General features: G+C 52.4%; 19 protein-coding genes. 10 read left to right on the top strand and 9 right to left on the bottom strand.

The genetic code is table 11. The features are described 5' to 3' along the window. Window positions 1–5 precede the first annotated feature (5 nt). Window positions 6–926 carry a zinc ABC transporter substrate-binding protein ZnuA gene (gene znuA / locus AC2A1E_RS18080; RefSeq protein WP_484384915.1) on the bottom strand — a complete coding sequence of 307 codons (921 nt, stop codon included), beginning with the start codon at window positions 924–926 and terminating at the stop codon, window positions 6–8. Window positions 927–1,004: 78 nt separating this feature from the next. Here znuA and znuC point away from each other — a divergent pair, with 78 nt between their 5' ends. Together znuC and znuB are read left to right on the top strand one after the other, a co-directional pair. Continuing rightward, complete coding sequence (gene znuC / locus AC2A1E_RS18075) at window positions 1,005–1,763, top strand: zinc ABC transporter ATP-binding protein ZnuC (RefSeq protein WP_484384897.1); 759 nt, start codon at window positions 1,005–1,007, stop codon at window positions 1,761–1,763. Then, window positions 1,760–2,545: a zinc ABC transporter permease subunit ZnuB gene (gene znuB / locus AC2A1E_RS18070; protein WP_484384896.1), complete on the top strand. Its 786-nt coding sequence runs from the start codon at window positions 1,760–1,762 to the stop codon at window positions 2,543–2,545. Before znuC ends, znuB begins: the two co-directional genes overlap by 4 nt. Before the next feature lie 29 nt (window positions 2,546–2,574). Here znuB and ruvB read toward each other — a convergent pair whose 3' ends face one another. From ruvB to aspS, 6 genes are all read right to left on the bottom strand, one after another. Then, complete coding sequence (gene ruvB / locus AC2A1E_RS18065) at window positions 2,575–3,582, bottom strand: Holliday junction branch migration DNA helicase RuvB (protein WP_484384895.1); 1,008 nt, start codon at window positions 3,580–3,582, stop codon at window positions 2,575–2,577. Window positions 3,583–3,599: 17 nt separating this feature from the next. Continuing rightward, complete coding sequence (gene ruvA, locus AC2A1E_RS18060; protein WP_484384894.1) at window positions 3,600–4,214, bottom strand: Holliday junction branch migration protein RuvA; 615 nt, start codon at window positions 4,212–4,214, stop codon at window positions 3,600–3,602. A gap of 113 nt (window positions 4,215–4,327) precedes the next feature. After that, window positions 4,328–4,849, bottom strand: a complete 522-nt coding sequence (gene ruvC / locus AC2A1E_RS18055; protein ID WP_484384893.1) for a crossover junction endodeoxyribonuclease RuvC — start codon at window positions 4,847–4,849, stop codon at window positions 4,328–4,330. A gap of 67 nt (window positions 4,850–4,916) precedes the next feature. Then, on the bottom strand, window positions 4,917–5,660 hold the full coding sequence (locus AC2A1E_RS18050; RefSeq protein ID WP_484384892.1) for a YebC/PmpR family DNA-binding transcriptional regulator: 744 nt from the start codon (window positions 5,658–5,660) through the stop codon (window positions 4,917–4,919). An 84-nt stretch (window positions 5,661–5,744) separates the two neighbouring features. Then, window positions 5,745–6,191, bottom strand: a complete 447-nt coding sequence (gene nudB, locus AC2A1E_RS18045; RefSeq protein ID WP_484384891.1) for a dihydroneopterin triphosphate diphosphatase — start codon at window positions 6,189–6,191, stop codon at window positions 5,745–5,747. Further along, window positions 6,191–7,975, bottom strand: a complete 1,785-nt coding sequence (gene aspS / locus AC2A1E_RS18040; RefSeq protein WP_484384890.1) for an aspartate--tRNA ligase — start codon at window positions 7,973–7,975, stop codon at window positions 6,191–6,193. Before aspS ends, nudB begins: the two co-directional genes overlap by 1 nt. A gap of 508 nt (window positions 7,976–8,483) precedes the next feature. On the opposite strand from aspS, the gene AC2A1E_RS18035 reads away from it, so the two are divergent. From AC2A1E_RS18035 to AC2A1E_RS18010, 6 genes are all read left to right on the top strand, one after another. Beyond that, a complete protein-coding gene (locus AC2A1E_RS18035; protein ID WP_484384889.1) occupies window positions 8,484–9,056 on the top strand; it encodes a hydrolase in 573 nt (190 codons plus the stop codon). Between the two features lie 67 nt (window positions 9,057–9,123). Continuing rightward, window positions 9,124–9,939: a DUF72 domain-containing protein gene (locus AC2A1E_RS18030; RefSeq protein WP_484384888.1), complete on the top strand. Its 816-nt coding sequence runs from the start codon at window positions 9,124–9,126 to the stop codon at window positions 9,937–9,939. A gap of 214 nt (window positions 9,940–10,153) precedes the next feature. Then, window positions 10,154–10,549 carry an MAPEG family protein gene (locus tag AC2A1E_RS18025; RefSeq protein ID WP_337262301.1) on the top strand — a complete coding sequence of 132 codons (396 nt, stop codon included), beginning with the start codon at window positions 10,154–10,156 and terminating at the stop codon, window positions 10,547–10,549. Between the two features lie 105 nt (window positions 10,550–10,654). Next, entirely contained in the window at window positions 10,655–11,398 is a 744-nt protein-coding gene (gene cmoA / locus AC2A1E_RS18020; protein WP_484384887.1) for a carboxy-S-adenosyl-L-methionine synthase CmoA, read from the top strand. After that, complete coding sequence (cmoB, locus tag AC2A1E_RS18015) at window positions 11,395–12,366, top strand: tRNA 5-methoxyuridine(34)/uridine 5-oxyacetic acid(34) synthase CmoB (RefSeq protein WP_484384886.1); 972 nt, start codon at window positions 11,395–11,397, stop codon at window positions 12,364–12,366. The genes cmoA and cmoB overlap by 4 nt, the downstream gene beginning before the upstream one ends. A gap of 515 nt (window positions 12,367–12,881) precedes the next feature. Beyond that, window positions 12,882–15,155 carry a M60 family metallopeptidase gene (locus AC2A1E_RS18010; protein ID WP_484384885.1) on the top strand — a complete coding sequence of 758 codons (2,274 nt, stop codon included), beginning with the start codon at window positions 12,882–12,884 and terminating at the stop codon, window positions 15,153–15,155. Between the two features lie 70 nt (window positions 15,156–15,225). On the opposite strand, the gene AC2A1E_RS18005 is transcribed toward AC2A1E_RS18010, so the two are convergent. Next, window positions 15,226–16,638 (bottom strand): MFS transporter, encoded by a 1,413-nt coding sequence (locus AC2A1E_RS18005; RefSeq protein ID WP_484384914.1) that lies wholly within the window; start codon window positions 16,636–16,638, stop codon window positions 15,226–15,228. 481 nt (window positions 16,639–17,119) lie between these two features. On the opposite strand from AC2A1E_RS18005, the gene AC2A1E_RS18000 reads away from it, so the two are divergent. Next, window positions 17,120–18,007, top strand: a complete 888-nt coding sequence (locus AC2A1E_RS18000; RefSeq protein ID WP_484384884.1) for a shikimate dehydrogenase — start codon at window positions 17,120–17,122, stop codon at window positions 18,005–18,007. On the opposite strand, the gene AC2A1E_RS17995 is transcribed toward AC2A1E_RS18000, so the two are convergent. Further along, window positions 18,004–19,866, bottom strand: a complete 1,863-nt coding sequence (locus AC2A1E_RS17995; RefSeq protein WP_484384883.1) for a bifunctional sugar phosphate isomerase/epimerase/4-hydroxyphenylpyruvate dioxygenase family protein — start codon at window positions 19,864–19,866, stop codon at window positions 18,004–18,006. The genes AC2A1E_RS18000 and AC2A1E_RS17995 overlap by 4 nt on opposite strands. 214 nt (window positions 19,867–20,080) lie before the next feature. Here AC2A1E_RS17995 and AC2A1E_RS17990 point away from each other — a divergent pair, with 214 nt between their 5' ends. Continuing rightward, window positions 20,081–20,728, top strand: a complete 648-nt coding sequence (locus AC2A1E_RS17990; protein ID WP_459402493.1) for a TetR/AcrR family transcriptional regulator — start codon at window positions 20,081–20,083, stop codon at window positions 20,726–20,728. The last annotated feature ends 116 nt before the right edge of the window (window positions 20,729–20,844 follow it).

Genomic DNA, 20,844 nt, shown 5'->3' with positions numbered 1-20,844 from the left:
GATCTTTACTTCAGGCAGCTCACGTACTGGTTAGACAGCGCTGTCAGGAAATTCCCGTAGCTGTCTTTCCCCAGTGCGATGCCGGTGCCTAACGGGTCCAGCGTTCCAGAACGCACCTTGGTACCCTTGGCAACGGCATTGATTACGGCCGGCCTGAATTGTGGTTCAGCAAAAACACAGACTGCTTTCTGCTCAACCAACTGTGTTCGAATTTGATGTAAGCGCTGCGCTCCAGGCTGAATCTCGGGGTTGACGGTAAAATGGCCCAATGGGCTCAAGCCGAAGTGTTTTTCAAAGTAGCCGTAAGCATCATGAAAAACAAAATATCCCCTACCTTGCACAGGCGTGAGCATCTTAACAAGATTTTTGTCGGTTTGCGCTAGCTGATCCTCGAACTGGCGCAGGTTTGCGTCTAATTTGTCCTTCTTTTGCGGCATAAGTTCCAATAATCTGTCGTGAATCGCGATCGCTGTCACTTTCGCCACGTCCGGCGACAGCCAGAGATGCATGTTATATTCGCCATGATGATGGTCATGGCCACTTTCATTCGCTTCATGCTCATGTTCGTGATCGTCGTCGCCTTTCATCAAGAGTGGTTGCACGCTGGCCAGTTCACTGATCGATAGCTGCTTATTGGCAGCAACCTGCGTCAGCGATTTGGTCAGAAAGGCTTCCATATCCGGGCCGACCCACACCACCAGTTCGGCATCGCGCAGGCGTTGAATATCCGACGGGCGTAAGGCGAAATCATGGGGAGATGCGCCATCGGGTAACAACACTTCCGTTGGCGTTACCCCATCGGCAATGGCTGAGGCGATAAAACCCAATGGGCGAATCGAAGTCACTACCGCCGCCGTTGCCTGGCCTGCCACCATCAGTGCGCTGGCAAGCAATGCGCGCTGTAACCATTTATTTTTCTGAATCATCATGAGTTATCCCGTCGTTTTCAACCAAGGAACGTGATATTATAACATTCGGTTAGTTCTGCAAAATGTAATCACAACATGTCTACACTGACAACGCTAAAAAACATTTCTGTTACATTCGGTACCCGACGGGTTCTGACGAATATCTCGCTCAGCCTGCAACCGGGCCGTATTCTGACGCTGCTTGGCCCCAATGGCGCGGGCAAATCTACGTTGGTGCGCGTGGTGCTCGGTCTGATCGCACCCACAGAGGGCACCCTTGAGTGCCAGCCCAACCTGCGTATCGGCTATGTGCCACAGAAGCTGCACCTTGATGCCACGCTGCCCTTGACCGTCAGCCGCTTTATGCGCCTCAAGCCCGGCGTGAAGAAGGCCGATATTCTGCCAGCGCTGAAACGCGTCCATGCTGCTCATCTGCTGGATCAGCCGATGCAAAAGCTGTCCGGTGGTGAGAACCAGCGCGTATTGCTGGCGCGTGCGCTATTAAACAAGCCACAACTTCTGGTGTTGGATGAACCGACTCAGGGAGTTGACGTCAATGGTCAACTGGCGCTGTACGATCTGATCGACCAACTGCGCCAAGAATTGGGTTGCGCCGTGCTGATGGTGTCCCATGATTTGCACTTGGTGATGGCAAAAACCGACGAAGTACTTTGCCTGAATCAGCACATCTGTTGCTCCGGTACGCCAGAAGTAGTCACCATGCACCCGGAATTTATTGCCATGTTCGGCAACCGCGGTGCCGAACAACTGGCGATTTATCGCCATCACCATAATCACCGTCACGACCTGCAAGGCAGAATTGTGCTGAAAAAATCCGGGGGCCGTGAGGCATGATTGAACTGTTATTGCCCGGCTGGCTGGCCGGAGCGCTATTGGCCGCCGCGGCGGGCCCGTTAGGATCTTTTGTGGTCTGGCGCAGGATGTCTTACTTCGGCGATACCTTGGCGCATGCCTCGTTGCTTGGCGTGGCCTTTGGTCTGTTGCTGGATATCAACCCGTTCTATGCGGTCATCGCCGTCACGCTGCTGTTGGCACTGGTGTTGGTCTGGCTGGAGCGCCGCCCGCAGCTTTCAATCGATACCCTGCTCGGCATTATGGCGCACAGTGCGCTGTCGCTCGGCCTGGTGGTGGTGGCGTTGATGTCAAACGTGCGCGTTGATCTGATGGCTTACCTGTTTGGAGATCTGCTGTCGGTAACCCTGAGTGATATCTGGCTGATTGGTACTGGCGTGGTGATTGTGCTGCTGGTGCTGTGGTGGCAATGGCGCGATCTGTTGTCTATGACCATTAGTCCAGAAATGGCCCATGTTGACGGTGTTAATCTGGCGCGTGCGCGCACCATTCTGATGCTGGTGACCGCGTTGACCATTGGCTTGGCAATGAAGTTTGTCGGCGCGCTGATCATTACTTCGCTGTTGATCATTCCGGCCGCCACCGCACGCCGTTTTGCCCGCACGCCAGAGCAGATGGCCGGTTACGCCGTGTTGGTGGGGATTATTGCGGTTACCGGCGGCCTGACGTTCTCGGCATTTTACGATACACCAGCCGGGCCTTCGGTGGTGCTCAGTGCTGCGGTACTGTTTGTGCTGAGCCTGTCGAAAAAGCAGCAGGCATAAGATCGATATCTGGGCGCATTGCTGCGCCCTTAGCTCTCTTCCCGTGCAATGCCAAAGTGCCTATACGCGTGGTTAGTCGCCATGCGGCCACGCGGCGTGCGCTGAATAAAGCCCTGCTGGATCAGGAAAGGTTCGATCACATCTTCGATCGTTTCACGCTCTTCACCAATCGCCGCCGCCAGATTATCCAACCCTACCGGGCCACCGTTGAACTTGTCGATAATCGCCAGTAACAGCTTACGGTCCATATAGTCAAAACCTTCGGCATCAACGTTGAGCATATCCAGCGCCTGCATCGCCACTTCACCGTTAATCATGCCGTTGGCCCGCACCTCGGCAAAGTCACGCACCCGGCGTAACAAGCGGTTGGCAATACGCGGTGTCCCGCGCGCACGGCGTGCAATCTCATGCGCACCATCCACAGACAGATTCAGCCCAAGGCAGTTGGCACTGCGCGATACAATATATTCCAGATCGGCCACCTGATAGAACTCCAGGCGCTGCACGATACCGAAACGATCGCGCAATGGCGCCGTCAGCGAGCCCGCCCGGGTGGTGGCACCTACAAGGGTGAACGGTGGCAGATCGAGCTTGATCGAACGCGCGGCCGGGCCTTCGCCGATCATGATATCCAGTTGGTAATCTTCCATTGCTGGATACAGCACTTCTTCCACCACCGGTGACAGGCGGTGGATTTCATCGATAAACAGCACATCGTGCGGTTCAAGGTTAGTCAGCATCGCCGCCAGATCGCCAGCTTTTTCCAGCACCGGGCCAGAGGTGGTGCGCAGGTTAACGCCCATCTCATTGGCGACGATATTGGCCAGCGTGGTTTTACCCAGCCCCGGCGGGCCGAAGATCAGCAGATGATCCAAAGCATCGCCGCGCTGTTTTGCCGCCTGAATAAAGATTTCCATCTGCTCACGCACATGCGGTTGGCCGACGTACTCTGTCAACAGCTTGGGACGGATCGCACGATCCAGCACTTCTTCTTCATTGAACGGCTCGGCAGAAATCAGGCGGTCTGCTTCAATCATTTTCTACCCCTTTGGCCTTAAAGTGCGGCACGCAGCGCGTCGCGGATCAAGGTTTCGCAATCTGCACCCGGCTTGGCGATTTTGCCGATCATACGGCTGGCTTCTTGCGGTTTGTAGCCCAGAGCCACCAGCGCAGAAGCCGCTTCGGCTTCAACATCCATTTCCGCGGCTTTGGCCGCCGTGGCTGGCAGGTTGACTTCGCTGCTGTTGTTGAACAGATCGCCATTCAGCCCTTTAAAGCGGTCTTTCATTTCGACCACCAGGCGCTCGGCGGTTTTCTTGCCCACGCCCGGCAACTTGATCAGCGTAGTGACCTCTTCACGCTCTACTGCGCTGACAAACTGCTGCGCAGACATCCCAGAGAGGATCGCCAATGCCAATTTCGGCCCTATGCCGTTCACTTTGATCAGTTCGCGGAACAGCGCACGCTCTTGTTTATCATTGAACCCATACAGCAATTGCGCGTCTTCACGCACCACAAACTGGGTAAACACGATCGCCTGTTGCCCCAGCTCCGGCAGTTCGTAAAAGCAGGTCATCGGCATATGCACTTCATACCCGACGCCGTTGGTTTCCAGTAACACCAGCGGTGGCTGCTTTTCCAGAATAATTCCTCTGAGACGACCTATCATTACCCCTCCTGAATGGATCCTTTAGTGGTGGCTGGCTGCCACACAATGCTGTAAAGCTTATACCATAAAAAAGGCTGGATGAATATCCAGCCCGAGTCTCACATGTAGCGCCCTTACTTCAACCGACCACGTGCCAGATCCAACCGCCCTTCGTTCATCCGCAGCACGTTTTGGCTGAGATGGCAGTGGGTTATGGCGATGGCCAGCGCATCGGCGGCGTCGGCCTGCGGATTAGCAGGCAGCTTCAGCAAGGCGCGCACCATATGCTGCACCTGTGCTTTTTCTGCCGCACCGGTGCCCACCACCGTCTGCTTCACCTGGCGCGCCGCGTACTCAAACACTTCCAGGTTCTGGTTCACAGCGGCAACAATCGCCACACCGCGCGCCTGCCCCAGCTTGAGCGCGGAATCCGGGTTCTTGGCCATAAACACCTGCTCGATGGCGAAGAAGTCCGGGCGAAACTGGGTGATAATTTCGCTGACACCGGCATAAATCAGCTTTAACCGCGTCGGCATGTCGTCAACCACGGCACGGATACAGCCGCTGGCAACGTAGGTCAGTTGACGGCCCTGCTGGCGGATCAGGCCATAACCGGTAACGCGCGAACCGGGATCGATGCCCAATATGATCGCCATTGCTACCACCACCCTGCGTTTAATCTTGCCTGGCGCTGCCGGCAGGCAACGCCATTAGTCACCTGCATTACAGCGTAGCGGCGATCTCGTCGGAGATCTCACCGTTGTGGTAAACCTCCTGCACGTCGTCGCAATCTTCCAGCATGTCGATCAGGCGCAGCAGTTTAGGTGCCGTTTCTGCATCCATATCGGCCTTGGTCGATGGGATCATAGAAACTTCAGCCGCTTCCGCGGTAAAACCAGCAGCGGTCAACGCATCTTTCACTTCGCCCAGGTTTTCCCAAGCGGTGTAAACGTCAATCACGCCATCGTCATAGGTGACGATATCTTCTGCGCCCGCTTCCAGCGCCGCTTCCATCACCGTGTCTTCATCCAGACCCGAAGCGAAAGTGATCACGCCTTTTTTGGTAAACAGGTAAGCAACGGAACCGTCGGTACCGAGGTTGCCACCGCACTTGGTGAAAGCATGGCGCACTTCTGCCACGGTACGGTTACGGTTATCACTCAGGCATTCGATCATTACCGCCGTGCCGCCTGGGCCATAGCCTTCGTAAATGATGGTTTCCATATTGGTATCATCATCACCACCCACACCGCGCGCAATCGCACGGTTCAGCGTATCGCGCGTCATGTTGTTGGACAGCGCTTTATCGACGGCCGCACGCAGACGCGGGTTAGCCCCTGGATCGCCACCGCCCAGTTTGGCTGCGGTGACCAGCTCACGAATAATCTTGGTGAAAATCTTACCGCGCTTGGAATCTTGTGCTGCTTTGCGGTGTTTGGTGTTGGCCCATTTACTATGACCTGCCATACAAATATCTCCAAAAAAAACGACTGGATATACCCCTCATACATCAAGGTGCAGGTACGTTGGCTTTCCTGCACCTCGAATTATTTAGGGTATAGAATGGATCACAAACTCTTCAATCGCCTGCTGATTGCTCCACGACTTGGTCAGTTTGACGGCGTCCGCCGCCTCAAGCCATTGGTATGCGTGATGCTCGGTCAATACCGGATCACGCTCTTCGGGCAGCGCCAGGCAAAACCAGTGCTCTTTATTACGCGTGGTTCCTGGCGCATAGCGATGCCGCAAATGGACGAAGAGTTCAAACTCCACACAGCGTTGGCAATCGAGCAGCGGCAAATCTTCTGCGCCAATGTCGATGCCAATTTCTTCTCTGACTTCACGCTGTGCGGCATGCGGCGGCGACTCCCCCTCTTCCAGGCTGCCGGTCACCGACTGCCAGAATTCAGTATCATCACGCCGCTGTAACATCAGCACCCGACCACTGGATTGCGCATAAATCACCACCAGAATCGACTCGGGCCGCTTGTAATTCATCACTCGCTCTCTTGCTCGGCCGAGGCTTTCTTCACTACGCTGATCGCCAGTTCCTGCAAGGAGGCCGGGTTGGCGAAGCTTGGCGCATCGGTCATCAGGCAGGCCGCAGCGGTGGTTTTCGGGAAGGCGATCACGTCACGGATGTTTTCCGTACCGGTCAGCAACATCACCAAACGATCCAGGCCGAAAGCCAGACCGGCGTGCGGTGGCGTACCGTACTTCAACGCATCCAGCAGGAAGCCGAACTTCTCGCGCTGCTCGTGCTCGTTGATGCCGAGAATGCCAAATACCGTCTGCTGCATTTCACCACGGTGAATACGCACGGAACCGCCACCCACTTCATAGCCGTTCAACACCATGTCGTAGGCGTTGGCAATGGCAGACGTTGGGTCTTTGGCCAACTCTTCCGGGCTCATATCGCGTGGCGCGGTGAACGGATGGTGCATCGCCGCCAGGCCGCCTTCGCCGTCTTCTTCGAACATTGGGAAATCCACCACCCACAGCGGTGCCCAGCTGTCGAGCTTGGTCAGCCCCAGATCGCGGCCCAGCTTCAAGCGCAATGCGCCCATCGCATCGGTGACGATCTTGAAGCTGTCTGCGCCGAAGAACAGGATGTCGCCGGTTTGCGCATTAGTACGCGCCAGCACCGCTTCCAATACTTCTGCACTGAGGAATTTGGCGATTGGGCTTTGTACGCCTTCCATACCAGCGGCACGGTCGTTAACTTTCAGCCATGCCAAACCTTTAGCACCGTAGATGTTAACAAAAGCACCGTATTCATCGATCTGCTTGCGGGTCAACTGCGCGCCACCCGGCACACAAATCGCCGCTACGCGGCCTTTGGCATCGTTCGCCGGGCCGGAGAACACTTTAAACTCGACGTCTTTGACCAGATCGGCGACGTCCACCAGCTCCAGCGGGTTGCGCAGATCGGGTTTATCGGAACCGTAACGGCGCATCGCTTCGGCGAAGGTCATGATCGGGAATTTGCCCAGATCCACACCCTTCACATCCAGCCACAGTTCATGCACCAATTGCTCCATCACTTCACGCACCTGATCGGCGGTCATGAAGGAGGTTTCTACGTCGATCTGGGTGAATTCAGGCTGACGGTCGGCGCGCAGGTCTTCGTCGCGGAAACATTTAACGATCTGATAATAACGATCGAAACCGGACATCATCAGCAACTGTTTGAACAGCTGCGGGGACTGCGGCAGTGCGTAAAACTTGCCTTTATGCACGCGGCTCGGCACCAGATAATCACGGGCACCTTCTGGCGTGGCTTTGGTTAGCATCGGGGTTTCGATATCGAGGAAACCGTGGCTATCCATAAAGCGGCGCACGAAGCTGGTAATTTTGGCGCGGGTTTTCAGGCGATCGGCCATTTCTGGGCGACGCAGATCCAAGTAGCGGTACTTCAGACGCGCTTCTTCGGTATTGGTCTGGTTGGAATCCAGCGGCAACGGCTCGGAACGGTTGATAATCTCCAGGCCATGAGCAAACACTTCGATTTCACCGGTGGCCATATCTTTATTGATCTGATTATCCGGGCGAGCGCGAACGGTGCCGACGATCTGAATGCAGAACTCGTTACGCAGTTCGAACGCTTTGTCGAACGCCGTTTTCTGGTCTGGATCGAAAAACACCTGCACGATGCCTTCACGGTCACGCATATCAATGAAGATCAGGCCGCCCAGATCGCGACGACGGTTAACCCAACCACATAAAGTGACTTCCTGGCCGACATGGGCCAGATTCAACTGCCCGCAATATTCAGTACGCATACGCTATCCTTTTGACTTAAGCCGACTCCGCCGGAGTGTTGCATTATTGCTCTTGTCCGCACGGCGGTTATCTATACCTGTCGCAGCGTGATCGCCCGTGTTCAACCAGAGCTGAAACGTGAAATCCGTTGGTATAGGTCGTTGGATTAAAGATTGGTGAAAAAAGGCGGCCATTATAAAGGAAATTCATGCGCCAGATAAGAGCGAACACCGCATTGTTGCAACGCTATCCCCTTCATACGTGAAGTTGCAAGGTTGTTGGCTGCTTTCACTCACCCCAGTCACTTATTTATGTAAGTTCCTGGGGACTCACTCAGTTGCCGCCTACCTGCAACTCCACGTATTTTGGGTAGATATAGGGCATCTTTACCAGGGGTAACACATTAGTTAACAAATTTTCCATTAACTCAGCACCGTTTTTTCACGTAGCCTCACGCCACGGCTTGCTGACTGGCCATTGACCATGCGCCTGCCAGCATGAATTTTATCCACTATGAGACGGATCCCAATGTTGAAACTTGACCCCCAATCCACCGCCTTGGTACTTATCGATCTGCAAGATGGCATTTTGCCTTACGCCGTTGGCCCTCACAGCGCCAACCAGGTGGTCACCCATGCTGCTCATCTGGCAGGCCGCTTCCGTGCCTTGGGTGCGCCGGTGTTCCTGGTGCGCGTCGGTTGGTCAGACTCTTTTGCCGAAGCGCTGAAACAGCCGGTGGACCAACCTTCTCCGGCACCGGTCGGCGGCCTGCCTGATTCCTGGTGGCAATTCCCAGAAGAATTGGCAGTGAGTGACAGCGATATCCTGATCACTAAGCGCCAATGGGGCGCGTTTTACGGCACCGATCTCGATCTGCAGCTGCGCCGCCGTGGCATCAAATCAGTCGTGCTGGGCGGTATTGCCACCAACATCGGCGTGGAATCCACCGCCCGCAACGCCTGGGAGCTGGGTTATGAACTGGTGATCGCCGAAGACATATGCAGCACCTACAGCACCGAGATGCACCAGTTTGCCTTCGACCATATCTTCCCGCGCATTGCCCGCGTGCGCAGCACCAGCGAGATCCTGGCGGCACTGTAACGCAATCTGAAAACCTGCTAGGTTGTGGCTTGGAAAACGACAGATATACCAGGAAAACAACAGATTGATGTATATCGGATTACCACAGTGGCAACACTCAGCCTGGAGCCGCATCGGGCTACGCGATCTGGCAGATTACAGCCGTTATTTTAACTGCGTGGAAGGCAATACCACCTTCTACGCGTTGCCGAAGCTGGAAATAGTCCATCGTTGGCGCGATATGACCAGCGATGATTTCCGCTTTTGTTTCAAATTCCCTTCGGATATCAGTCATAAAGCCGCGCTGCGCAACTGCGCCAGCGAAATCCAGGCGTTTTATGATTGCCTGAGCCCGATCCATTCACGTATTGGGCAATTGTGGCTGCAACTACCTGCCGCTTTCAGCCCTGAGCACTTGCCCATGCTGTGGCAGTTTTTCGACGCTCTGCCGCAAGCCTTTACCTACGGCGTGGAAGTGCGCCATCCGGCATTTTTCGCCAAAGGCGAGGACGAGTTAGCACTTAACCAAGGGTTGCATCAGCGCAGCATCAACCGAGTGATCCTTGACAGCCGCCCGGTGCATAATGCCAAGCCAAACACCGCAGCCGTTCGCGATGCACAGCAGAAGAAGCCCAAATTACCGGTACACGCGATCGTCACCGCCAACCATCCGTTGGTGCGCTTTATCGGCGGGGATGTGCTGGATGACAATTTGCGCTGGTTTGCGCCCTGGCAGCAGAAGCTCCCGCTCTGGCAGCAACAGCATCAACCTTATCTGTTCATTCATACGCCAGATAACGCTGATTCACCGCAGCAGGCACAAAAAATCTGGCAACAGTTGCACCAGACTATTCCGAATTTACCAGCGCCGCCCGACTGGCCTGAACAGAATGCCCTGTTTTAATCCGTTATATACCCTAAATAATTCGAGTTGCAGGAAGGCGGCGACACAGCGAATCCCTAGGAGCTTACATCAGTAAGTGACTAGGGTGAGCGAGGAAAGCCAACGCACCTGCAGCTTGAAGTATGACGGGTACAGCGGTTTTTTCCTCGCGACAGTAATCACAATGGCAGTTATCATGCTGGTGGCCTGATTTAATTAGGGAATGGAGTTAAAAATGGTAAGCGCGCTCTATGTGGTGCTCGGCGCATTGTTGTTGATCAAACTCTCTTATGACGTCGTTAGATTAAGAATGCAGTATCGTGTCGCCTACGGCGACGGGGGTTTCTACGAGCTGCAAACCGCGATCCGTGTACATGGCAATGCCGTGGAATACATCCCTATCGCCACCGTCCTGCTGGTGATTATGGAGATGAACGGTGCTGAAGTCTGGATGATTCATCTTTGTGGTCTGCTGCTGATGGCGGGCAGGCTGGTGCACTATTATGGCTTGCGTAACCGCGAGGTCAGTTGGCGCCGTTCAGGAATGGCGGCCACTTATATCTCGTTAATCCTGATGGTCATTGCCAATATCGTCTATCTACCCTGGGATCTGGTTTTCAGCCTGCATTGATCCACCCCGCTGTACCGCTACAGTTTGAAAGACGACGGGTATACATTATTTCCCGTCTTTTTCTGCTAGTATACGCGCCTTCGAATTCTGACCTGATTTGCCGCTATGCCAAACCGCGATACTCTTTTTTCCGCACCGATCGCCAAATTGGGCGACTGGACCTTCGACGAACGCGTCGCCGAAGTTTTCCCTGACATGATCCAGCGCTCCGTTCCGGGCTATTCCAATATCATCTCGATGATTGGCATGCTGGCCGAACGCTTTGTCCAACCGGGCAGCCAGGTGTATGACCTTGGCTGTTCACTCGGTGCAGCAACGCTGTCGATGCGGCGGAACATCAACGTGGCTGGCTGCAAGATTATCGCCGTCGATAATTCCCCGGCGATGGTCGAACGTTGCCGCCGGCACATCGACGCCTTCCGCGCCGAGACGCCCGTCGAGGTGGTTGAAGCAGATATTCTGGATATCAGCATCGAAAATGCTTCGATGGTGGTGCTGAACTTTACCCTGCAATTCCTTGAGCCAGCCGATCGCCTGCGCCTGCTACAGCAAGTGTACCGTGGGCTGCGGCCCGGTGGCGCACTGGTGCTGTCGGAAAAGTTCAGCTTTGAAGATAGCGACGTGGGCGAGCTGCTGTTCAATATGCATCATGATTTCAAGCGTGCTAACGGCTACAGCGAGCTGGAAATCAGCCAAAAACGCAGCATGTTGGAAAACGTGATGCTGACAGATTCTGTTGAAGCCCATAAAGCGCGGCTGCGGCAGGCCGGTTTTGAACACGCCGAGGTCTGGTTCCAATGCTTTAACTTTGGTTCGCTGATCGCTCTGAAATCGGGAGAAACCGCATGATTGAGTTTGGTGATTTTTATCAACGTATTGCCAAAGGGCCGCTCAGCCATTGGCTGGATACCCTGCCCGCGCAAATCAGCGCCTGGCAGCGTGAATCGCTGCATGGCAAGTTCAAACAGTGGTTCAACTCGGTAGAACATTTGCCGGAACTGACCCCGACGCACCTCGATCTACTGCACGGCGTACGCGCCGACATGGATCAACCGCTGTCGCCTGGTCAGCTCGAAGGCATCGAGAAGATGCTGCGTACCCTGATGCCGTGGCGCAAAGGGCCATTTTCTCTGTATGGCATTGATATCGATACCGAATGGCATTCCGACTGGAAATGGGATCGCGTTCTGCCCCACATTGCTCCGCTGGCCGGTCGCACCATTCTCGATGTTGGCTGCGGCAGTGGTTATCACCTGTGGCGGATGATCGGCGAAGGTGCGCATCTGGCGGTGGGTATCGACCCGATGCAGTTATTCCTCTGCCAGTTTGAGGCCGTGCGCAAACTGTTGGGTGGCGATCAACGCGCTCATGTCCTGCCGCTTGGTATTGAACAACTGCCGGAACTGGCAGCGTTCGATACCGTGTTCTCTATGGGCGTGCTGTATCATCGCCGCTCGCCGCTGGATCATCTGTATCAGTTGAAAAACCAGCTGGTCGCCGAAGGGGAACTGGTGCTGGAAACGCTGGTGGTAGAAGGCGATCGCCATCAGGTATTGGTACCGGGCGATCGCTATGCGCAGATGCGTAACGTTTACTTTATCCCTTCCGCAGAAGCGCTGAAATGCTGGCTGGAGAAATGTGGTTTTGTCGACGTCAAGATTGCTGATATGTGTATCACCAGCACCGAAGAGCAGCGCCGTACCGGTTGGATGACCAGCGAATCCTTGGCTGAATTCCTTGATCCAAACGATCGCAGCAAGACCATCGAAGGCTACCCAGCGCCACTGCGTGCGGTATTAACCGCGAGAAAGCCCTGAACAAGGGTTTTCTCCGGCCAGTTAAGACCCCCGTAAACTCCTGTCGACTGCGAGCCTCATTATTGAGGCTCGCTCTGTAGGCGGTTCAAATCGCTGCACGACGCCGCACCTTTCTGCAATTCAAATTATCCAACATATAGAAGTAGCACTTTACATACAGAACATTTATTGATGTATTTTTCACATAGAAGCTATTTTTACTTGGATTGTTCTTATCCAATTATTTATACTCAAGATGCTTCATGCTGTATGTAAATGTAATAATTTTATGCTGAAGTTAAAACTCATTCACACCTTGAATAATTAGAGTTGTAGAAAAGCGCTGACATAGCTAATCCTCAGAGGATTATTCAATCTTTTAGGGTCGGGCAATGCAACTAACTCTCAATGACTGAATTAAACCACAAACAAATCATATAAGGAAATCACAAACATACAAATAAAGAATACATATCTCTACAGCGTGACCTGTGGAAGTGATACTTTTATCAAGAACAATAAAAGGAATTGAAATAATGCGTGTTATGAATATATTAAAGCTACTCGTTTTTTCAGTATTGGGAATGGTTTTAAATATTATATTACCTCTAAATGCGAATGCAGCTGCTTTAGAACCTAATGAGGCTATTTGGCCCGTTCCACATATTTATGAGCAAAGAGACTTTCAAATAAAAGGCAAAGGTAATGCCTCTGAAGTAGCGAGTTCTAATTTACGTGGTTCGGGAGCCACGTGGAGCAGATATGAACCAACGGGTATCTATGTCAAAGAAAATGAAACATTAACCATTAACGTTTCATCAAAAGCAAATGTATTTGCTTATGTTCAATCCTATGCCTTATATGGCACAGCAAGTTCTTGGGATGAAAAGGCATTTAAACTACAACCCGGTAAGAACATAATATCATCACCAAAAGGTGGGATTTTGTATCTTTCTAATGAAGAGAAAACAGGGGATGTTTCTATCTCAGTACAGGGGGGTTCCCACATTCCCGTCTTCGAAAAATATCATCACTCAATGTCTGACTTGATAGCCATGTTAGATAAATATAAAAATGCTCCTTATGTCGAATTTATTAGCGAGCGTGGATTAATTACCGCAACCTACGGTGCTGTCGCCGAATACTATTTACAAAGGAATGCAACCGACCCGGTAACTTTACTGGAAAGGCTTGATATTGTTTTAGCTGCTCAAGATCATACCGCTGGCTATGATGAACAGGATGGCCCAAACAAACAAGATCACCATTACCGGCATATGATTCAAGATACAAAAAGTAGTTTATATATGTATGCAACCATATACCGTACAGCCTATGTAAATAGTGCTATAAATGCCGTGTTAGATGGGTTTTTCTCAAAAGCCTGGGGCCCAATGCATGAAAATGGGCATCAGCAGCAAATTTTTGCAATGAAATTCAATGGGATGAGTGAAGTTACGGTCAATATTTATAGTTTAGCTGCAGAAAAAGTTCTTGGCCAGATATCGAGATTAGAAAGCGAAGATATTTACGCTAGAATATTCGAATATTTAGACCGCCCTCAGCAAGATAAAGACTATATCCAGATTGAAGACCTATTCGTGAAGTTAGGGATGTTACATCAGTTGACATTAAGCTTCGGGGACCAATTCTATCCACGTTTACACCGTGAGTATCGAGAAAAACCCCGAACTGATATCAATATCTATGGCAAAGAACAAATATTTATCTATATGGCATCAAAAGTATCAGGCTACGACTTGACTCCTTTCTTTGCAATGTGGGGATTATTGCCCTCTAATGATACGAAAGCTGAAATTAAAAAACTGAATCTGGACATATTGACACAAGAAATTTGGAAAAGTACAGACTCTAACCCTGTGATCGTTCCTTCTTTACGTATACAGGGTGATAAAATCAGTTTAACCATGAGTAATGAAGTTTTCTCCAGTAACCAACGATTTGTTGTTTACCATAACGGTCAATATGCTTTTGAGACATATGCGGGTAAACAGTATTATTCTCAGAAAGACACTTCCAACCCTTATGTAACCACTGTGGTGTATGTAAAAAACAAACCCTCTTATGGTGATAAGATAGATGTCTATCTGGTTCCTGGAACACCAGGGCAGCCAATTGATTTCTCTGCGAGCACTCACTTAATATCCAAAATTCATACCGGTGATATAAGCTTAAACGTCAGTGATGCTGGCTTTGAAAGCACAATGGATATTGGTTTATTCAATAGTAAAACAAGAATCCTCTTCTTATATAACGGCAAGTACCTAGGCGAAACATACAATGGCGTTAGTTACTATCTTGCCAATAGCAAGACTAACCAAAAGCTCACCACCTTTAATCGCAATCCATTATATGATGGCGATAAAATAGAGATATATAAAATACCAGGGCAGCCTGGAGAACGAACTAATATATCAGAGGGAGTACTGTTGGCTTCGCAAGAGCTAACAGCACCGGCTACGCCAGAAAAGTTTGACGATATTTCTTTGGATAACATTTCTCTCGATTGGACTGCAACAGGTTTTACAGTTTCGCTACCGTCCGACCTGTTTTATAGCGATCACCGAGTAGTGCTTACTAAAAATGGGCAGTATCTAGGCGAGTTTCAGCAAGGTAAAGCGTATTCGGTAATAGTAACAAACACTAATCCGAACATTGTAAAAATAACCAGAAATATTTCTCTAAACCCAAAAGATGAAATATTACTCTATGTAGTACCAGGCTCACCTGGCATGTCTGAAGATGTCTATGAGATGAGAAAATTATTGTTAAAGAAAGTCTTTAATTAAATGCTTTAAATACTGTTTACAGTTGGCGCAAACTAAAGGCAGCACAGACGCAACGCCTGTGCTGCCTGCCTTAGGCTACCGTTGACTGCTGCACCCGTTCTTCTTGGGGCATAACCGGTTGCCGGTTATATCCCCATATCCCTTTAGCGAAAATGGCACAGGCGGTGATCAACGCTGGAATCGCAATGATGGCAAACACCTGAGAAAACTCCCACTCCAGCGCCAACATTTGCGCTCCGGCAAAGGCGCTCAGTATGGCACCGATACGGCCAATGCCGTGCATCCAACTGGAACCGGTGGCACGCGCTTCGGTAGGGTAATACCCAGCAGAAAGTGCGTTCATGCCGGTATTGGCACCGTTGAGGCAAAAACCGCAACCGAGGGCCAGCAACCCCAGCAAGATCTCGCTGTGTGAAGCCAAGCCAATCGACAAGGTAAAGGCCGCTCCCACCAGATAAATACACCCCAGCGCCCGATGCGGGTTAACCCGATCCATCATCCAACCGGCAAACAGAGAACCGAAAGTCCCACCCGCCTGATACAACGCCGTGATCACCGCCGCCTGTGCAACGCTAAGGCCGATCTCTTTCACCAGCGTCGGCAACCAACTGCCCAACAGATAGACCAAAAACAGCGCCATGAAATAACCGATCCACAGCATGACGCTACCGAAACGATAATCACGTGAGACAACAATCCGCACCGCTCCTTTGCCCTCACCCACCAGCGGCGGTAGCGTAAAGCGGGTTTCTGGGTGGGTGCTGCCCGGCGCCAGTTTTTCAACAATTTTGCGAATACGGTTTGCGCTGGCGCGTTTAGTGACCAGAAAGCGCACCGATTCCGGCAATTTCAGCAGCAACAATGGCACGCTCAACAACGGCAAAATCCCGCCTAACAGCAGCAGAGAATGCCAACCGAAGCGCGGGATCAGCCAGGAAGCGGCAAATCCACCGATCGCCGCACCAAAGGTAAAGCCGCAGAACACCACGGTGATCAGGAACGACCGTTTTTTCTCCGGCGCGTATTCGGAGATCAGCGTACCAACATTGGGCATCGCCGCGCCCATGCCCAGCCCGGTCATAAAGCGGAAAAAGATCATCTGATCGATATTCTGCGAAAAGGCTGTAACGATGGTCCAGAACCCGAAGAAAAATACGCTATTGATAATAATTACCCGGCGGCCTAGCCGATCCGCCAGCGGGCCAGAGAGCAGCGCCCCGAGTGTTAACCCGACCAGCGCGGCGCTGATCACCCAACCCAACTGTTGGTTAGCGACACCCCATTGCACTTTCAGCTCCGGCGCAATAAACCCCATCAGGGTAATATCGAAGCCATCCAGGGCAATCACAATAAATCCCAAGCAGATAATCAGCTTTTGAAAACGCCCCAAGGGACGCTGATTAATCAATTCCCTCACGTCTATCTCGTTTGCAGCCACAATATTTCCCTCCGTACATTCGGCTATGCCGCAGGCGTTGCTCATCATGAACACGGGAGAATCTATCTCCGCGTCGTCGAGTCATACACCTGCGAACGATGGCAACAACAACGATAAAGTGGGCGATTATCGCCCGATGATTCGTATATCGTACCTAGAATGTAAGAATTCGCACGGGCGCCAGCAATGGGGCAATGCGATAATTTGGGCGGTTATCGAACTGTTTGGTACGTTTATTTCCGGTTAACTCAGCGTGCTTTACGACTGAATACCCAGCTAATAGATTGAAATTAAATGAAATAAAACATCTTACTCACACTGTTTATCACTTACTCAAAGGGTAAAAATATTGTTGCAAATATGTGAAGTTCATCATATCCAGAGGCTTGCAGCTTAGTCCACACCTCTGCATCACCTTTGACAACTGTCACAAATCTCATACCAAACGTTTACACAAAGAACCATATGGTTCATTTTATAATGACAATGGCAACCTAGCCACACCTTGAGACAATCGGAGCTCATCATGAATGCGAACACTACTTTTGCAGCCTCGCGCCCACCGCTTTATCTGCTGGCCCTGTTAGGTAAAGATATTCAAGGCTCTCTTTCCCCCCAGTTGTACGAACACGAAGCCCGTCGCCAAGGCTTGCGTTGCAGTTACCAACTACTGGACTTTACCCAGCGTGACTGGGGCGCAGAAGCCCTGCCGGATGTGTTGCGCAGCCTGGAAACCCTCGGTTTTACCGGTTGTAACGTCACTCATCCGTTCAAACAGCAAATCATCCCTTATCTGGATCAACTCTCACCGCAGGCTAGCGCGATTGGTGCGGTCAATACCGTCCTGTTTCGCCACGGCCAGCGTATCGGTCACAATACCGACTGCCCCGGTTTTATTAGCCATTTCCGCCGCAATCTGCCGGACGTGAATATTGAGCGCGTGTTGCAGGTTGGCGCTGGCGGCGCAGGCAGCGCCAGTGCCTACGGCCTGTTGGAATATGGCGTCAAACATCTGGCGTTGTACGATCGCGATACGGCACGCAGTGAAGCACTGTACCAGCAGTTGTTACTGCATTTTGGCTCCGATCGCGTCAGCATTACTGACAACCCGCAGCAGGCATTAGCCAACAGCAGCGGCCTGGTGCAAGCAACGCCGATCGGCATGAGCGGCCACCCCGGCATGCCGATCGATATTGATTGGTTAACACCGCGCCACTGGGTGGCTGATGTGATTTACGTTCCACGGGAAACGGAGTTGGTCCTGCGCGCGCGCGCCAAAGGCTGCCAGGCGATTGGCGGCGACGGTATGGTGGTATTCCAGGCCGCCCAAGCGTTTGAGCTTTACACCGGCCTGCAACCAGACCGCGAACATATGCTAGAGATTTTTCAGCAGGTCTGCGTGAACCAAGGCTAACCCTGGCGCATCGCCGCAAGGCGTGCTGCACCATTGGCCGCGCCGTACTGGCTATAGCCACCGCGCCTTTCCAGCAGTTCAAAGAAGAAACACCCGCCGGTAAACGGTTGGGTGTAAACATGCAGCAGTTCTCCCCCCGCCGGATCGCGATCGTAAAGAATATGGTGCTGCCGCAGGCGAGCAACAAATCCCGCATCCAGGCTAAACCGGGTTGCCAGATCGTCGTAGTAGTTATCTGAGATGGTCAGCAGCGCTACGCCATTTTGCCTGGCGCTAGCCACCGCCTGAAAAATATCGGCCGTGGAGAAAGCCACGTGCTGCAACCCGCTGCCATGATAAGCCTCCACGGTGCGCGCACTAAGCGTTCCCAGGCTTTGCGAAACGTTTAGCGGTAAACGGATACCGTAGCAAGGCGTATGCAACGCCTTGCTGCGTACCAGCCCGTAAGGATCGGGCAGCAACTGCTCGCCATCCGCCTGCATCCCTAAAACGCTGCGCAGGAACATCACCCAGTTCTCCAGCGAACCGGCAGGCATCGCCAAGGCCAGATGATCGATCCCCTGCAACTGCGGCCCTGAAATATCAACCGGTGGTTGCAGATGAAAATCATCCTGATACACATCGCTGGTCTGCTCGCCAAACAGGTAAATCAGGCTGCCATCCGGCGCGCAAAGCGCCGGGATCTCATGCTCATTAGGTCCAACCTGCCCCTGATAAGACGGATAGGCAAAATCTCTGGCTCGCTGTAACAATGCCTGTGGGCGATCGCTGCGGCAGGCCAGAGCGCACAACGACGCGCCGTGTTGCTCACGGTAACCAGCGGCAAAGGAGTCTGGTTGCTGGTTAAGCACGACTCTGACCCCACCATTCTGGTAAAGTGCCACGCGCTTGGAGCGATGATCGCCACAGTGGCTGAACCCCAGTTGCCCAAGCCAGCGCGCCAGTTCATCAGCTTCTGCGGCATTAACGGCAAACTCCAGAAACTCGATCGCCTGACGCTGTGGCAACAGGGCACTGCTGAACAATCCGCGCTCGACTTGCCCCAGCGCGGCCTGTGCCTGCTCTTCCAACAGCAATAGCGAGCGCAGGCCATCCTGCGCCGTTGCGGCACTGGGTGCTGCGCGGAAACCATCGTTGAACACTTCCAGCGACCACGGGCCACGATATCCTTTGCGTAACAGCGCAGCGGCAAACTCCACCAGCGGTAACGCCCCTTGACCGGGGAAGCAGCGGAAATGGCGGCTCCATTCGATCACCTCCATGTTCAACCACGGAGCATCTGCCAGTTGCAGAAAGGCGATCTTTTCCAGTGGAATATCATCCAACTGATCCAGGTTATCGCCCAGCGCTAAGATGTGAAAACTGTCCAATGCCAAGCCCAATGCGGGGCTGTCAACCGCCCGCACCCGCTCCCAGGCCTGCCGATAGCGGTTGACATGCTGGCCCCAGGCCAGTGCTTCATAGGCCACCACGATCTGCTGCTGCTGCGCCAAGGCAGCCAACTGCGCCAGATCCTCGACCTGCTGCTCGAATTGGCCACAGCTGTCTGGCGACACATTGCTGCACAGCAGCATGCGATCGCACCCTAACTCCTGCATCAGCGCAAATTTGCGCCGCGCGCGTTCCAGATTGCCCGCCATCAGTGAACGTGGTGCGCCTTCAAAATCGCGAAACGGCTGATACAGGGTAATGGCTAAGCCCAAATCCTGTGCTCGCTGGCGTATTTCTGCCGGTTTACCCGGAAAGTAGAGCAGATCATTTTCGAAAATTTCTACACCATCAAAGCCAGCGGCAGCAATAGCTGCCAGCTTTTCCGGTAAGGTACCCGCAATGGATACCGTGGCAATTGAACGCAGCATGAGACTCCCCTATTGATAACCCAGACACTCTCCTGCACCGGGCAAAACACGGTGCCACTCTTTTTTGTACCAAAAGGTTCATTTTGTCAAACAGGTTCAAAGCGGCAGTAACAACTCTTTAACAGCGATCACAAAACAACCGGAAAGCGAAGGTTGTATTGGAAGAGTCCGGCAGTTACTCTTGTCGGGTGTTCCCTCAACTGCCAACCTCTTGATGTTAAATCCTATCGACTCACCAAGCGGCAAACGTAAAAACGATCCCCAGGGTTTGAAACTGCGCATTTTTACCAGTGCACTGCTGGAATTTGCCGAATACGGCCTCAAAGGCGCACGCCTGGAAAATATTGCCCAACAGGCGGAAACCACCAAACGCATGGTGGTCTACCACTTCAAGAACAAGGAAACGCTGTATCTGGCGGTGCTGGAGCACGTCTACCAACACATCCGCGATCATGAGTCTGGGTTAGCTTTAGATACCCTGCCACCTGCGGAAGCCATCGTCAGGCTGGTGGAAGAGAGCTTTAATTACCACGTCACGCATCCTGACTTTATTCGGTTGATCTGCATGGAAAACATGATGCGCGGTAAATACATCAGCCAATCCCCGCATATCCGAGCGCTCAACCAGAGTGCCCTGACGCTGCTGGAAGATATCCTTGCACGTGGCAAAGCCAAGCAACTGTTTAATGACGAAGTGAGCGCCCATGACGTCCACCGTCTGATCAGCAGCCTGTGTTTCCACCACGTCTCCAACCAGTACACTTTCAATACGCTTTTTGAAAGTAATCAATCGCCAGAAGAACAGATCACCCATCACCGGAAAATGGCGGTCGTCGCTACAACCCGCTATTTGGCGCGGTAAGTCGCACTAACGTTTACCCGGCTACAGTAGCATTACATTACTTTTAGCTATGTAAACCAGATGTAAATTTCACTTTATTGTAACAACTCGCCACTTATACACTGCCGAGGGTCAAG

Source organism: Serratia sp. HNCC26DJ206 (assembly GCF_057180605.1).
Note: the sequence above shows the minus strand (reverse complement) of the source record. Positions and strands in the feature narration are given on the sequence as shown.